The sequence below is a fragment of the Pseudosulfitobacter sp. DSM 107133 genome (genome assembly GCF_022788695.1).
In the GTDB taxonomy this organism is placed as follows: domain Bacteria; phylum Pseudomonadota; class Alphaproteobacteria; order Rhodobacterales; family Rhodobacteraceae; genus Pseudosulfitobacter.
In genome coordinates, this window is sequence record NZ_CP085157.1 from 31,300 (window position 1) to 45,764 (window position 14,465).

11 protein-coding genes are annotated in these 14,465 nt (G+C 59.4%); 3 read left to right on the top strand and 8 right to left on the bottom strand.

All coding sequences use genetic code 11. The annotated features are described in order from the left end of the window. Positions 1-658 precede the first annotated feature (658 nt). The 3 genes from DSM107133_RS21330 to DSM107133_RS21340 are packed head-to-tail and all read left to right on the top strand — an operon-like array spanning position 659 to position 5,018. A complete protein-coding gene (locus DSM107133_RS21330; protein ID WP_114295059.1) occupies positions 659-1,207 on the top strand; it encodes a helix-turn-helix domain-containing protein in 549 nt (182 codons plus the stop codon). Next, on the top strand, positions 1,200-3,074 hold the full coding sequence (locus DSM107133_RS21335) for a relaxase/mobilization nuclease domain-containing protein (protein WP_162792140.1): 1,875 nt from the start codon (positions 1,200-1,202) through the stop codon (positions 3,072-3,074). Before DSM107133_RS21330 ends, DSM107133_RS21335 begins: the two co-directional genes overlap by 8 nt. A 12-nt stretch (positions 3,075-3,086) precedes the next feature. Next, positions 3,087-5,018: a type IV secretory system conjugative DNA transfer family protein gene (locus DSM107133_RS21340; RefSeq protein ID WP_114295061.1), complete on the top strand. Its 1,932-nt coding sequence runs from the start codon at positions 3,087-3,089 to the stop codon at positions 5,016-5,018. Positions 5,019-5,060: 42 nt separating this feature from the next. Here the strand turns inward: DSM107133_RS21340 and DSM107133_RS21345 are convergent, their stop codons facing one another. The 8 genes from DSM107133_RS21345 to DSM107133_RS21380 form a co-directional block, all read right to left on the bottom strand. Next, on the bottom strand, positions 5,061-6,251 hold the full coding sequence (locus tag DSM107133_RS21345) for a GIY-YIG nuclease family protein (protein ID WP_114295062.1): 1,191 nt from the start codon (positions 6,249-6,251) through the stop codon (positions 5,061-5,063). Beyond that, positions 6,244-8,292, bottom strand: a complete 2,049-nt coding sequence (locus DSM107133_RS21350; RefSeq protein WP_114295063.1) for a pseudomurein-binding repeat-containing protein — start codon at positions 8,290-8,292, stop codon at positions 6,244-6,246. The genes DSM107133_RS21345 and DSM107133_RS21350 overlap by 8 nt, the downstream gene beginning before the upstream one ends. Before the next feature lie 175 nt (positions 8,293-8,467). Next, positions 8,468-9,940 carry an ATP-binding protein gene (locus DSM107133_RS21355; RefSeq protein ID WP_114295064.1) on the bottom strand — a complete coding sequence of 491 codons (1,473 nt, stop codon included), beginning with the start codon at positions 9,938-9,940 and terminating at the stop codon, positions 8,468-8,470. Further along, on the bottom strand, positions 9,937-10,086 hold the full coding sequence (locus DSM107133_RS21360; protein ID WP_162792141.1) for a hypothetical protein: 150 nt from the start codon (positions 10,084-10,086) through the stop codon (positions 9,937-9,939). Before DSM107133_RS21360 ends, DSM107133_RS21355 begins: the two co-directional genes overlap by 4 nt. After that, positions 10,083-10,967: a hypothetical protein gene (locus DSM107133_RS21365; RefSeq protein WP_114295065.1), complete on the bottom strand. Its 885-nt coding sequence runs from the start codon at positions 10,965-10,967 to the stop codon at positions 10,083-10,085. Before DSM107133_RS21365 ends, DSM107133_RS21360 begins: the two co-directional genes overlap by 4 nt. Further along, positions 10,964-13,714: a DNA methyltransferase gene (locus DSM107133_RS21370; RefSeq protein ID WP_114295066.1), complete on the bottom strand. Its 2,751-nt coding sequence runs from the start codon at positions 13,712-13,714 to the stop codon at positions 10,964-10,966. Before DSM107133_RS21370 ends, DSM107133_RS21365 begins: the two co-directional genes overlap by 4 nt. After that, complete coding sequence (locus DSM107133_RS21375) at positions 13,711-14,133, bottom strand: type II toxin-antitoxin system VapC family toxin (RefSeq protein WP_114295067.1); 423 nt, start codon at positions 14,131-14,133, stop codon at positions 13,711-13,713. Before DSM107133_RS21375 ends, DSM107133_RS21370 begins: the two co-directional genes overlap by 4 nt. A gap of 9 nt (positions 14,134-14,142) precedes the next feature. Continuing rightward, positions 14,143-14,385 (bottom strand): plasmid stabilization protein, encoded by a 243-nt coding sequence (locus DSM107133_RS21380; protein WP_114295068.1) that lies wholly within the window; start codon positions 14,383-14,385, stop codon positions 14,143-14,145. Between the last annotated feature and the right edge of the window lie 80 nt (positions 14,386-14,465).

The following is a 14,465-nucleotide window of genomic DNA, read 5'->3' on the forward strand; positions in this document are numbered from 1 at the left end:
GCCGTTATGGCGATGCCTCGGGATGGCGTCCAGACCTTGCGCGATAAAGGCGTTCAACCTTTGGGTCAGACAGATGTGCAGCTGCTGTGGCGATGTGCTGTTTTGGCGATCATCTGCGTACGCGTTCGGTCAATCGGTCAATCGGTCAGCCGGTCACTCACGCCGACCGTCATTGCAGCGCCCATCTTTTTCGCCATCGCGTCGTTGTGACAATTTCTCAATGCTGCCATCAGCCTTCGAGGTGTCGGGTCACCGGACCATCGACTATCCGTATCAGCGCCGAGGTAATACGCACGGGGCCGTGCAGGCGTTCCAATCCCACAAGGTCTTCTTCTCCTTCCGGGAGAACCCCTTTGAGCATTCAACGCCAATGAAGGGATATCGTGTCGGCTGCGCCGACGTCATTCCCGCGCCTGTTCAGGATCCGGGCCGGGGTCCCGGATCGCGGCGCGGGGGAGGCGGTGTCCCTTCGGTCTGTTCGTTGTCGCGTGGGGTTTACAGCAGGCATGGCCAAGGCCCTGCCTGCTGATCACCGAAGGTGCGACAACGGACCAAAGGGACGTTGACAGGAACGGTATTGTGTATGACAAAACTTGTGCGACGACTCATTAGAGTTTTCGTGTTTACAAAAGATATCTAATGATAAATCTTGCCGCCGATGTCCAAACGCCTCTCCACCATTGCCCGACAGGAGGTTCTCCGGCTCGCCGCGCAAGGGCTTGGCGATGGGGAGATCGCCGCGCGTGTTGGCTGCTCCCGGCCCACTGTCGCCCGCGTGCGGGCGCGCGGCGTGGTGACGGATCGAACCACAAAGGGCCGCGTGCTGCAGGTTCGGGTGTCCGCCCGTGAGGCCGAAGCATTCGAGGCGCTTGTGGCTGAGACGGGCATGACCACGTCGGGTCTGCTCCGGCACATGATCCGTCTGTCATCCGGCATTGTCGCGTTTCGCCGGGACGAGGTCACGGCGCTCAAGGCGTCGGCCAATCAGCTCAATGCCTTGGCGCGCAATCTTGTGCAGATGCTGAAGCTTGCCCATGCGGGCAAGCTGCGGTGGAACGCGCGCGACGCGGCAATGGTCGGTCGGCTTGCGGACCGGGCTGAAGAGGTTGCCCGGGCCGTGCAGGCTTTGCGCGCGGCCTCGCTGCGCGGGTCCTTCGTCCGGGTGTCCGATCTTCGGGACGTTGGGGAGGGGCAGCGCGATGGCTGAAACACGCACCCTCCAGCAGGCGGTATTGGGCGAGATACTGCCTCATGTGGGGCGGCGGTCTGCAGCCATGGCAGGCGAGGCGCGCGTATCTTCGGGCCGTCGGCGTGGCACGTCCGGCGGGGCAGTTGCGGTAATGTCCTGGAACGCGCTGCGGGTGCCGCAAAGCGTGGTGAAGCGGGTTGGCTCGGGCGGGTGTCATTCACCCAAAGAGTTGCGCAGACAGATGAAGTACATCCTGCGCGACGAGGCGCAGGTCGCAGCCTGGTCGAACCAGATCGGCATCGATCGTGTCTTTGGCGAGCGTGGCATGGAAAATGTCATTGCCGATTGGAGTGCTTCCTGGTGCGGGGCGCCGAAACGGGGTCACACCGATCACATCATCCTGTCCTTTCCCAAGGGAACCGAGGCGGAGTTGGCGGAAGCCATCTCGCGCGAATGGGCGCAGGAGGTGTTCGGCGGGGATTACCGGGATCGATATCGGTATGTGGCGGCCCTTCATTGCAACACAGATCATGTGCATGCCCATGTTCTTGTTGACAAGGTCGGGATGGAGGACGGCAAGTTCCTCTCGATCAGCCGCCATTCCGAGATCAGCTATGACATGATGCGCGAGCTGCATGCGCAGATCGCGGGCGAGCACGGGCTGGTGCTGAACGCCTCTTCCCGTCTGTCGCGTGGCATCATGGAAAACGCCCCGCGGGACACCGATTTGCAGGCGGCCCGCAAGGAGGGACGGGAGCCAGTGGTTGCCCCGCTGGATCCTGAAAGCCGCGCTCTGCGAGAGGCCGAGATACGCACACACGCCGAGGGGTATCGGCAGCTGGCGCAACTTGCGGGGATGGGCCTGGAGGCCGACACCCCTCCGGATGGATGGATGGGGCGCATCGCGGTGGGCGCAGAGCTTGCCGCCACCAACTTGATGAAAGGAATGCCGGTGAAAGAAGGGTTTGCCGAAGGGGTTGAGATCCCCGTTGCCGGAGCGGATGTGATCGGTCGTCTGGTCGCCGCCCGCGAGACATTGCAAGCGGAAGCCGACACCGCCTGGAGCGCCATTCAGGACATGGCGCCCGGTGCCGAAAAGGTCGAACTGGAACAGCTCTTTGCCGGGCAGGCCCGCGAAATGGGCACGCTTCTGGGCCGCGACTTTCTTGCGGATCATTCTTCATCGGTGTCGCCCGAGCGCGATCCCTACAGAGTGCAAGGGTTTGCGGGGCTGGCTGCACGGGCAGGAGACGAGGGCCATCCGCTCTCGGCTGAGGCCGATGCTGCACTGGGTCATTTCCGGGCGGAATTGGCGCGGGTTCTGGCACCGATGGAGGCACGGCTCGAGGAGGCGGGCAGCAGCGTCGAAGAAGTCGCTGCCCGTTTCACCGCACCCCATCGCAGCGAGGCGCAACTCGAAGCCTCACGCCCAGTGGACGCACAGGAGCGCGCGGACTGGCTTGGGCTGGAACGCGATCTGCAGGCGCGCGCGCGTGATGTTTTTGCGGGGCTGCACATGGATCGTGATCTTTTGGCGGATCTGGCGCGTCAGGACATTCTCGACGCGGGGCAGGGCAGTCGCCTTGCCGACATCGCCACGCTGGACAAGCTGATCTCCGACGTGCGGCAAGACCTGCGCGACGGGGATATGGATCAGTTGGCAGCGGGCCGGATCGATCCGCTCATGGACCGCATCGAAGACCCTGGTCTGCGACAAGCCGTGTTCTCGGAGTTAAAGGCCATCGCCGCAGTGGATGCGGGTGATGACATTGCCGGTCGCGACAGCGAACCCGCCGCCACCTACCGGACCCGTATCGAGACTTTCGAGCGCGCCGAGGAGCGGGGGCGCGACCGGGACGATACCAGTGGCGATTACGGCCTCTAGAGGATTCAAAACATGCTGCATGCAATGGAAAGCCGTTGGCGGTATCCGATCGCCATCCTGCTCGGTCTCGGTGTTGGCACCTGGATCGGTGCCGCGATCGCCACGCTCTATCTGATGGCGCGATTTGGCGAAGACCTGGGTGGGTTCGATATTTTCGAACTTTGGTTGCTCAATCTGTCTGATCCACGGATCAAGGCAAACCCTGCGGTGGAACATACTGCGTGGCTCATCACGGCACTTCCTGCCCTGCTTCTGGCGGCGACAGGAGCGACATCCGTTCATCGCGGGTCGCTCACCGATTATGATGATGCGCATTTCCAGTCGCGTCCCGAGCTCCGCCGCAACCGTATGTCGGCGTCTCTTTCCCAGAACGGCTTTCTGTTCGGCAAGCTCGGGTCACCTGCGTCCCGCGCGCCTTTCGTGTCGGCCACGCCAGATCGCTTCCCACACGCAATGATGATCGCGCCAACGGGCCGGGGCAAAGGGGTAGGCTTCGTTTTGCCAAACCTTTTGCACTTCCAGGGCAGTGCCGTGATCCTTGACGTCAAGGGCGAGAATTTCGAGAAGACATCCATCCACCGCCAAAAGGCGCTGAACAATCAGGTCTGGTACTTTTCGCCCTATGACTACGTTCAGCCCGAAGGTAAAAACGGGCCTGTCCTGACCCGCACGCACCGGTTCAATCCTCTCCAGCGCATTGCCGATCTGCCCAGCCCCGAGCAGCAATACACCGCCGTAAACACCATGGCGGACTTGTTCCTCATCGTCGAAAGCGTGAACGCGCAGAGCTTTTTCCAGGCCGGACGCAGCCTGTTCGTGGCGTCTTGCCTCTATGCCATCGAGACCGGAAAGCCGACGATCGGTGAGGCGTTGCGGATCATGACTGGCGGCGGCAATAAAAAGGAATTCTACAAACGGGCCGCCATGCAGACCGCAAACCCGGTGGTGGCAGAGATTTTCCTGAGCATGGCCGACGAAGTGGATAAGATTCTCGATTCCTATGTCAGTGTGATCCGCGGGGCCGGATTGGAGCTCTGGCTCGATCCGGCGGTGGACCGGGCAACACAGGCAAGCGATTTCGACTTCGGGACGTTCCGACGAGAGCCACAGTCGCTCTATATTGTCGTGCAGCCGGAGCACCTGAAAACACTGGCCCCCCTGATCCGGCTCCTGTTCGCCGATGCCATCGCATGTCTGCAGCGCGCGCATCCCGGACCGGACGAGGCACATCCCGTCATGTTCCTGATGGATGAATTCGACCAACTGGGCAAACAACCCCTGGTCTTGCAGAGCATCAAGACGATCCGCTCCTATGGCGGGCGGCTCTTTATCATCTCGCAGTCGATCCCCGGTCTTGAGGGCATCTATGGCGAAACCGACCGCCGCGCGCTGCAGGCCGGTGCGGGTGTGCAGATCTACATGACCCCGCAGGATGATCGCACCGCCGACGTGCTGTCCGCAGCCCTCGGCAAGCGCACGATCGTGGGCAAGACCAGATCACAGGCAACCGTGCGCAAGCTCTCGGAAAGTGCAAATATCAGCCGTCGCTCGGAAGAACGGGCGCTGGTATCCCCCGCTGAATTGCTGCGTTTCCCGCTCGACAAGGTCCTTGTCCTGCCCGAGGGGCAATATCCCATCAAGGCGGATCACATCCGCTACTATGCGGACCGGCATTTTGAGGAGATCGACAAAGCACGGCAGGGGCATTCCTTGCCCTATCCTCCTGCTGCAGCGCCAGTCTCGAACAGGCCGAAGAAAATCACCCTCGAGCATTCAGAACCTGCAGCACCCGCGGCGATCTCCATGGGCGACAAGGAATTCGAGACTGCGGTGCAGACCTACACAGGCGCGCTACAGGGATACGCAGAAGCCGCGAGGGCAAAGCCAAAGAAAACACGTTTTGGTGGTCGGGCGCGCTCTTCGGACGCAAAGGCGAGGGGATGATCTGGAAATCGAATGTGGCTGTGCTGTTCTGCCATGCGCCAGCTATGAGACAGATACCAATCGCGCCTGTTTCGGGTCATAGACATAGCCCGAAATCGTCCCGTCCTTGATCCGTTCAACTGCATCCTTTATCGCGAATATTGGCACGAGAAACCACTCTCTCGGAATCACGGGCCTACCAAAGCGATCCATGATCTCGATCTCGAGCCGCGCGGGCTCGAAGATGCGATGGATCAGGTTCTCCAGTTTTGTCCGATTGATGTTGTAGAGTTCATAAGTCGCAACCACCTCGACGTTCGCCATCAGAAACGTTGGTTGCAGATGTGCGCCAGCGATCCGCTTTTCAACGCTCATATTGGTGACGCCGATCTTGTGTACGAGTTCGCGATTTTCGGCCACAAGTGGATGATCGGATTTGCTGCGAAGCACATAAATGATCCCGCTCGCCTCATCACCGTCGAGTGTCTGATCGGAAAAAAGTGGCCCTGCCGATGGATCGGTGATCCGCCGTCCGGCGTCGTCCTTGTTCAACGCGCGCTGAAGCGAGCGCATCAGCATGTTGCTCTCGGTCCCGTTGTCGAAAATCACCCGCAGACGCGCATCCGTGCGACCTTGCTCGTTGGTGATGGTCTCGCCCTTGTCGGCGACATAGGCCTTTTGACCGCTGACAATGAAGAAGCGTCCCTTCTCGATCTCGGCTTTCATCTCGAACGGGCGAGTTTCGCGCAAGCCGCTATCCAGTTCTTTCTGGACCTGCTCGAACAAGGGTTTGAACGTCGCGAAATCCTTGCATTTCTCGCGGTTTGCGACTTCATCGGCGGCCTTTTTCTCGGCTGTTGACCGGACATGCTTCAATTCCGTGAGGGGTGATTTAGCAACTTCCACGCCCAGTTCGGCGAGGAGGGCATCGTCATCGAGGTCATCGGAGTCTGATGCTGAGGGCGCAGGGGTGTTTGCTAGGAGACCCTGCTCGTCGAGTGGGGCAAGGAGGTCGCGGCATTCCTGCAAGTCGCGGATCCGATCAAGACGCACGGCGTAGAGGCGTTCAAAGATATCACGATCCTCCCCGTGCTGGGGAGGCCGGCCATGCTCATCTGCAAATCGCAAGATTTCCTCAAAACCTGCGATGATGCGTTCTTCGCGTGGTGTGCGGCTGAGCTGCTTCTTGACCTCGACCTCGACGCCAAGCTCAGCAAGGAGGGCGTCGTCTTCGTCCGTGAAACCCTTAGCCATTGGCAGCCTCCTGCTTCATGCGCGCGAGATACGCCACGCCTTCGGCCATTTTCTTCTCCCACGGATCAGGCGATGTGATGGAAGGCAGACGGCCCCGCTCCTGCTTGAACTTGACGGCGCGTTTCGCCAGATCTCGCGCCTCGTCCGGTGACAGTTGCACCTTTTTCGCCGAGATGACGGCCTGGACCTGCCGAAGGCTTTCCTCGCTCATCGTCTTTGCCAGAATCGAGTAGGCTTCGCCGAACGGGTTGATGCGATCAATCAGATCGATGTCGAGTTCGCGCACGTCCATTGCGAATTTGCGCACCCCGTCGATCAAGGCGGTATTGCCGGTTGTTTCTGTGTCATCGCGGTTCGACAGCGCGATCTCTTTCGCCTTTTGGGTCAGGTTCAGCGCAGCAACTGCGTGTTGGCGCACCGCTTCCTGATCCTCTGCATCTAGCTCTGGGAACCTGGCACCGACAATCTTGCCCATGCGAACCTGCGTCAGTTCCTCCGGCACCAGCTCTTCGTCGAAGAGACCCCGTTCGATCGTAGTCTTGTCCTGAACGAAAGCTGTGATCACCTCATTGAGGTCCTCTTGGCAGATGCGCTTGGCTTCCTTGCTCTTGGGTTCGACCAGACCTTTGATTTCGATCTGGAACTGCCCGCTGGCCTCGCTGAAGCCAACGTTCTCTTTGTTGGGGTCATAGCCGCCCTCGCCGTAATCGAACCCTTCGACAGGGCCACTTTTCACGGTCTTGGGCGTGAAGTTGAAACGTGGGGCCAGCACCTGCTCCATCAGCAGGCTTGCAGCGATCGCCTTCAGTGTATCGTTGACTGCCTCGGTCACGGCTTCGGCCGCGGCGTCGGGCTCCGCGATAAGGTTGGTGAACCGCGCTCGGGTCTTGCCCTCGGCATCGCGGGTGGCGCGGCCGATGATCTGCACGATCTCCGTCAGGCTGGCGCGATAACCCACCGTCAGGGCGTGTTCGCACCAGATCCAATCGAACCCTTCTTTCGCCATACCCAGGGCGATGATGATGTCGACATGATCGCGGTTGTTCTTCTGCGTGGAGTCTTTCAGCGCGGCGGAAACCTTGTCACGCTTGGATGGCTCGTCGTCCACCAGATCGGCGATGCGTAAGACTCGCTCGTCGGGCGTCTTGACCAGCTGAAAGCCTGTGATGGGATCCGCTCCCTGCCAATCGCCCAGGGCGTCAATGATATGCTCGACCTCGCGATGCTTGTCCTTGGTGCTTTCGCGCGAGTTCACGTTCGGGATGTGAAGGATTGTCTTCTCGGTCGGATCCAAAACCTTGAGGATGTCGTCCGCATAGGACCCGGAATAGAAGAAATACCCGATGTCGAGCGTCTTGAGGTATTTGTAACCATTCAACTGCTGATAGTAGGTATAGGTAAAGGTATCGAACTTTGCCTCATCTTCGGGCGACAGAACGGCTTCGGCATCGCCGCGGAAATAGGACCCGGTCATCGCAACCAGATGCACCTTGTCGCGCGCGACCAGTGCGCCCAGATGCGTGCCCAGCTTGTTATCAGGGTTGGCAGAGACGTGGTGAAACTCGTCTACCGCGATGAGCCGATCATCAAACGCTTCAATCCCGAACTTGTCCACGGCGAACCGAAAGGTCGCGTGGGTGCAGACCAGAATCTTGTCGTCGCTCGCCAGAAACTTGCCGACAGCGCCGACCTTGCCGTCATCCCCGCCGGGAGCGTTGCATAGGTTCCATCGCGGTTGCACGGTCCAGTCTGCCCAGAAGCCGTACTTGCTCAGCGGCTCGTCGTTGAAGCTGGACCCGATGGACTTTTCCGGCACCACGACGATGGCCTGGCGCAGGCCCTGATTGTGCAGCTTGTCGAGCGCGATGAACATCAGCGCGCGGCTCTTGCCCGAGGCCGGGGGCGACTTGATCAGCAGGTATTGCTCGCCCCGCTTCTCATAGGCACCCTCTTGCATTTCGCGCATGCCAAGCTCGTTCGATTTGGTCGAGCTTCCATTGGCCGCGTAATTGACAGAGACGGAAGGAACCTGCTGTGTCATGATGTTTTCCTTCTGAGGGGCGCGGAATCATTCGCTTTGGGGCAGGCAATCAAAACCCGATCAAGTAGCGATACCGCACCCTGCCTATCGTAACAGTATGATTTATATGTATTTTCCAATTTACGCCCTCTAGCCCACATACGCACAATCAAAACCCGATCAAATGTTGTCCCTGTCACGCCCATGAGGGGACATATCCGGCCCGAGGGCGTTCAGCATCCGCAGGACGGATCAGATCAGCATCCAGCGTTGCGCGAATAACCCGCGATGCCTGCGCAGCGTTCTGGTCGTCGATGCCAAGCCGCTCCCGAAGTGTCGCGTTCGTCATCTTTTGACCGCCTACGTATTTGAGCGCGGCATGTTGGTAACACGCTCGCACGGCTTCTTCCGGTGTCATGTCCGCAAAGCGGCGTGGTGCAAACAGAACCACGCGCACGGCGTCTCCCTCCATGCGGAAATCCGGTGGTGGCAACTGGTGTAGCTCAACCGCCGAGATCACCTTGTCGATGCCGGTGCCTTGTTCTTCGCAAAGTTTCATCCGCCGCATCAACGACGCAAGGGCTTCATTTCGGGAACGCGGCGGCGAGTCCAAAAACCGGTCGGGGCTAACCAAGGGGGCGCCCGGGTTCGTGATCTCCATGCGATCACTGAACAACTCGATGAGTGGTCCTGCACCGGTGATTGTCATGTCTTGGTGGATCAATGCGTTGGCGATCAATTCGCGGATCGCGATCGACGGATAAAGTGGTCGCTCCTCGCGGAATGCTTTTCCGATCAGTTCGTTGCGAGGCAGAAGGCCGTCGATATAGTCCACCAGCCCCTGAAAACCCGCTGCATAGCCGCGCTGGCCATCCTGGCGGTGGCTCACGTCATCTGCACGTCCGGTGCCGGCATAGGCCACGAAACGGACGCCTTTGCGCTCTACAGAGGGGCCGAAATCGGCAAGTTTCTTGGCATACAGGATTGCACCCAGATTGGTGATGTTCCAACGGTCGCTTACATCTTTCTGGATCAGGCGATCCGCCAATAGCCTGTCGAAGATCCCCTGCCTGTTATCCGGCAAGGGCTGGCCCGTAAGATCGAAGTAGTTGGCGTAATTCAGCCGCTCAAGAACGTCGTCGCCGGTTAGGAACTGCGCCGCGACCCCTGTCTCCCAAGCGTAGGGCTGCAACTTGGCCCAGAGGGAACGCAGGCGTTCCGGATGGTCGGAGAGGCGCGGCGTGGCGCTGCCGATGCGCAAATAGGCTGTGCGGTCAAATTCTACCGGGGCGGTTGCGGCGGCGGGGATGGTCAGCAGGATCAGGCGCCCCCCATCGTGATCGACTTCTTCGAAACGAAACTCGATGCTTGGCGACAGGTGGTTCGCAATCCACAGTTCGAGCGGCTGCCCCTTCTCCTTCTTCACTGTCGGCTCAAAAACCGTGCCGACAGCCGCATGATCACCGTCTCGCACCCCCCAAACCACATAGGCAAAGTGCTGATCGGCCAGACGTGCGGCATTGGACAAGGCCGAGATCAGCTTGCCGATCAACGGTCCGTCAGCATTGTTTTCCTTGAACTCGATCCATGTGGTTTCCGCTGGTTTGGCGCGCAGATCGTCCACCAGCCTGCGAGTGCGTTCCGCACTCATGACAGGGTCAAGGGTCATGATGTTTTCACTTTCTGACCCATCTCGCCCGACCAGCGTTTTTCGTAGGCGCATTCCTGTATTGCCCGCCGACCCGGATCGTTCGGCTTAGCCGGACTATCGTTGGTGGCATAAATAATCGAAATGGAGGGAAAACCTTTGATCATTGACCTTTCACCCGCTTATCAAAACGTCTTAAGAATATACGGGCTGTGATCAGGATTATTTGAAACCGAAAAGCACAATCTTCTTCATCTGACAGACCCGGATGGCTGCCGTGCGGATGCAATCTTGCCCACAACCCCAATACGTACGCGGGTTTGCCTCTGTCGTTCTCCCACTCATTGTATTCGTGAAGTAGGAATGGTCCCGATTTTGTATCTGCAAGGTATTGCCTCTTCGCGTCATCACTAACCTTAGGATTACATCCAAAATACTCCGCAATTTTGTCCAGCAGTTCCTGATAGAAATCTCTGATCATCGCGTTGGCGGAAGACCAGTTCCCTTGCGAAAAGTTCTGAACCGCTTGATCCAAATGCCCCTTGGCGACGCCAAACCCGTGCCGACCAAGTAAGGCCTCAATTTCGCTGGTCGCCTCTCGAAAATCTGTCTCAGGGACATCCTCAGGCAGCATCCGCCTGAGAACAGTCTGTATAATGACCCTTGGAGCGTCATCGAAAATGGAAGATCTGCCCATTGGGTCTGGCACCTCCTCTTCCACAAGTTCGAAGCCATCCATTTTCAGACCAGCAACAAGACGCAACCAGACATCTGGCTTGTTGCGCTTGCTCTGCTCGGATGCCGTAATTGCATGCTCAATCATGGCTCTGCTTAGGTCGCTGTTCCCATTTACCGTCGGAACAGAACGCCGTCCCATACTGCTTTTGGCGAACCTAACTAAATCATTGGCCTTCGAAGCGCCCGATCCAGAGCCACAGAATTCCTCGACACCCCACCCTAAAACAAGAGACGAGAACGCGGCTTGCGTTGACATTTCAGCAATCATCTCGCCCGCTGCCATCAGCGTCATGCTATTGAAGTTACTCATACGCTCACCTTCGTCGTCATCTTCGTGTACATCTCGAACAGTTTTTCCAGCCGTTCCGTGTCGTTACGGAAGCGGCGGCCGATGTAGATGCGTTCCAGCACCTCGTCGTTGTGGTCATGCGCGGCGCGGAGGTTGGCGGGCATTTTTTCGGGGTCGTAGAGGTCGGCGATGGTGGCGGGGAAATGCGCCTCGCGCGCCAGTAGGATGCCTTCGGCCGCCGCTGTCAGATCAGCGCGATTTTTTTCGGTCAGCTTTGGGACGGGGAAGGTATTCCAGCCGAGGGTGTTGGAATAGCTGAAATCGGTTCGCATCCGCACGCAAACCGTGCCGATCCAGACCCAATGCAGACGCGAGGCGATCAGCGCCATGTTCCAGAGCGGGGCGTCGTAGAGGGCGAAGGACTTTTCTTGAATGATACTCTCAGGGGCCAAGACGCCAACAGGAAGGTATGGCCGGTTCTCCGAGCTGACACGCGGAACGACCATAACTGATTTTTCCGCCGTAACCTGATCTCGAAACCTATATGGTGTTTCAGCGAGTTTCTGGGCGGCTTTGTCCTGCTTGGCGGCCTGTCGTGCCTTGGCAACCTCCGCCATTTTTTGGGCGATCGGCGGAACTGACTCTGCCGCTGAACGGTCTTTTTCCTTTATCCAGAGACAGGCGCGAGGCGCGGCCGAGATGAACTCCTTTGAGCCATACAGAGGTCGAACAAAGTGTGAGGCCCTCGGATAAGTTTCAATCAATTCTCGCCCTTCTTGGCGCGAAAAGATTAACGCCGCCCCGTAGTAGGGGTGGTTGCCAAATTGCATGATTGCGCGGTCATCAACGGGTTTCGAGCGCATCGTGATCGCCACATTTGGAGCGGTCACCAGATAGGCATTGATGTTGTCGGCCTCTCTGACGACCGCTCCGCCATCCTCAGCAAGCGTGAACAGCTTGCGCACCGCGCCCGAATGATTTGAAATACCAACTATCACAACAGTCACACCTGCATTGTGGCTGGCAAGGTTTGCCCATTTGAAACTGGTATGGGCAAAGGCGATTTCGTGCCCTGTCTTGGAAATCAACGGCCAGAGGATCGGCACCTGTTGCCCCTGACAGATCGAATTGGTGGACACGAAGGCCGATACGGTGGGCGTATGCAGCCCGTAATCGGCGGCCTTCATGAACCAGCCTGCAACATAGTCGAGTGACTTCCAGCTTTTCGTGCGTCCCTCGAAAATGCGCCCAAGGTCTTCTTTCTGCTCCGTGCTCTGCCATTTGGACCCCAGATATGGAGGGTTGCCGCAGATATAGGTCTCGCCCCCCTCGTTCACGAAGTCGATCTGCGCCTGATCCAGCGGCGACATGAACAGGTCATCGGCCTGAAACTTCACCCCCGTCCCCGTGGGCGGGCAGACAGACAGCCAGTCCAGCCGCAGGGCGTTGCCGCAGGTGATCCAGTTCTGCGCATCCAGCGGCAGGAATTCAGCCAGCGCCTCTTTCTGGCCGCGATAGGTCACGTCGCATTGGTATTCCGCGATGATCAGCGCCAACCGCGCGATCTCGGCCGAGAAATCCCGCAGCTCGATTCCGCGATAGTTGGTCAGGGGAATGTCGGTGCGGCGCAGCGGCTCGCCCCGGCGCTTGTTAATCTCGTATTCCAGCGCGCGCATTTCCTTGTAGGCGATGACAAGGAAGTTGCCCGAGCCGCAGGCGGGATCGAAGACGCGGATCTTGGCCATGCGGGCGCGCAGATTGGCCAGCTTGCGCGCGTTGTCGCCCGCCGCCTCCAGCTCTGCCCGGAGATCATCGAGGAAGAGCGGGTTCAGCACCTTCAGGATGTTCGGCACGGACGTGTAGTGCATGCCGAGGACCGAGCGTTCCTCCTCATCCGCGACGGCCTGGATCATCGAGCCAAAAATGTCGGGGTTGATCTGCGTCCAGTCGAGGCTGCCGATATGGGATAGGTAGCGCTGCGCGATCTTGGAAAAGCGCGGCACATCGGTGCTGCCCGAGAAGAGGCCACCGTTCACATAGGGAAAGGTGTCGGCCCAGCGGGGCAGCTTGGCCTCGGCCCGTTTGGGGATGGCGGTGTTCATCGCACGGAAGATCTCGCCGATGACTTCGTGCGTGTTCGACCCGTCACGGTTCGCCATCTGGTCGATGGTGGCGGTGAAGAGGTTGTCGCTGACGAAGATGTCGGTGTCTTCGGCGAAAAAGCAGAAGATCAGCCGCGCCATGAAATGGTTCATGTCGTGGCGTTTTTCGGCGCTGCCCCAGTCGTGGTTGTCCTTGATCAGTTCGACATAGAGCCGGTTGAGGCGGCTGGTGGCGCGGATGTCAAACGCACTTTCGCGGATCTGCTTGACGGTGGAGATACCTGCGAGCGGCAGGAAAAAGCCGAAATGGTCGGGGAAATCGGAGTAGCGGCAGGCGATGGTTTCGCCGGTGGTGATGTCCTCGGCATCGAGGTCTATGCCGTCGGTGGCGAGGATGAACTTGGCCTTGGCGCGGGTGGTCGCGGGGCTGTCGCGAAGGGCGGTCAGGGTCGCCGCGATGTCGCCCGGCGCGCAGGTCGCAAGATGGATGTTGTTGGTCTGCAGGACGCCGCCGATGTCTGATTTGTTCGACGCGCCGGTGCGCAGACGCTTGATCGTCGTCTCTTTGTTGCCGAAGGCGATCAGGAAGGCATAGGGAAAGTCGGCCGCGTCGAAAGACTGCTCGGCGAGTTCGGTAACGGCTTGTTCGATTTCAACGGCGTTCATGCGGCAGTCCAGGGGTTGATCAGGTCGATCTCGCAACCCTCGAAGTCAGGCGTATTGCGTGTGGCAACGGTGGCGCCGCAAGCGTGGGCAATGGATGCGATCTGGCAATCGGCCTGGGCGATCGGTCGCCCGGCGGACCGTCGTGCGGCGGCGATGGTGGCGCAGGACTGCGCGGCGTTGCTGTCGAAGGGCAGAATGCGCCCGGCCAGGTCCTCGCGCAGGATGCGATCCACCGCATCAACCAGCGCAGCGCGGCGCTTGCCGTTCCCCATGATCGCGAGGCCGTAGCGCAGCTCCGCCTCCGATATCGAGGTCAGGTAGACGTTGAGCCCGTCCTGAGCCGACAACCAGTGTTCGACCCTGGGCTCCGGGGCCGGGCGCAAAAGCTCGGAGATGACATTCGTGTCGAGGATGATCATGCGTCAGGCCTAGTCGAATATGGGCGGTTCGCGCATGGCTTCACGCTGCGGAAGGTCGAGATCAACGCCGCCCAGAGGCGCGACCCGCGCACGGATCGCCGCAGCAAGATCGTGGCTGGGCTTCGCCTCGCCAACGACGTGGCGCAGGATCTCGCGCGCCTCCTCTTCCATCGAACGGCCATGTTCGGCCGCGCGGATGCGAAGGCGCCGCTTCACGTCATCGTCAAGGTTTCGGATGGTAATGCTTGCCATGATATCCTCCTGAGAGGAGTGTAATCATCGCAATCAATGCGATCAAGCGCAAACGCGCTCATGTTGGGACAAGACGGGAG

Excerpts from the sequence above, each read along its gene's own strand:
- DSM107133_RS21335 (WP_162792140.1), top strand. The coding sequence starts at position 1,200 with ATGGCTGAAACACGCACCCTCCAGCAGGCGGTATTGGGCGAGATACTG.
- DSM107133_RS21330 (WP_114295059.1), top strand. The coding sequence starts at position 659 with ATGTCCAAACGCCTCTCCACCATTGCCCGACAGGAGGTTCTCCGGCTC.
- DSM107133_RS21360 (WP_162792141.1), bottom strand. The coding sequence starts at position 10,086 with ATGATCAAAGGTTTTCCCTCCATTTCGATTATTTATGCCACCAACGAT.
- DSM107133_RS21375 (WP_114295067.1), bottom strand. The coding sequence starts at position 14,133 with ATGATCATCCTCGACACGAATGTCATCTCCGAGCTTTTGCGCCCGGCC.
- DSM107133_RS21365 (WP_114295065.1), bottom strand. The coding sequence starts at position 10,967 with ATGAGTAACTTCAATAGCATGACGCTGATGGCAGCGGGCGAGATGATT.
- DSM107133_RS21355 (WP_114295064.1), bottom strand. The coding sequence starts at position 9,940 with ATGACCCTTGACCCTGTCATGAGTGCGGAACGCACTCGCAGGCTGGTG.
- DSM107133_RS21350 (WP_114295063.1), bottom strand. The coding sequence starts at position 8,292 with ATGACACAGCAGGTTCCTTCCGTCTCTGTCAATTACGCGGCCAATGGA.
- DSM107133_RS21380 (WP_114295068.1), bottom strand. The coding sequence starts at position 14,385 with ATGGCAAGCATTACCATCCGAAACCTTGACGATGACGTGAAGCGGCGC.
- DSM107133_RS21340 (WP_114295061.1), top strand. The coding sequence starts at position 3,087 with ATGCTGCATGCAATGGAAAGCCGTTGGCGGTATCCGATCGCCATCCTG.
- DSM107133_RS21345 (WP_114295062.1), bottom strand. The coding sequence starts at position 6,251 with ATGGCTAAGGGTTTCACGGACGAAGACGACGCCCTCCTTGCTGAGCTT.
- DSM107133_RS21370 (WP_114295066.1), bottom strand. The coding sequence starts at position 13,714 with ATGAACGCCGTTGAAATCGAACAAGCCGTTACCGAACTCGCCGAGCAG.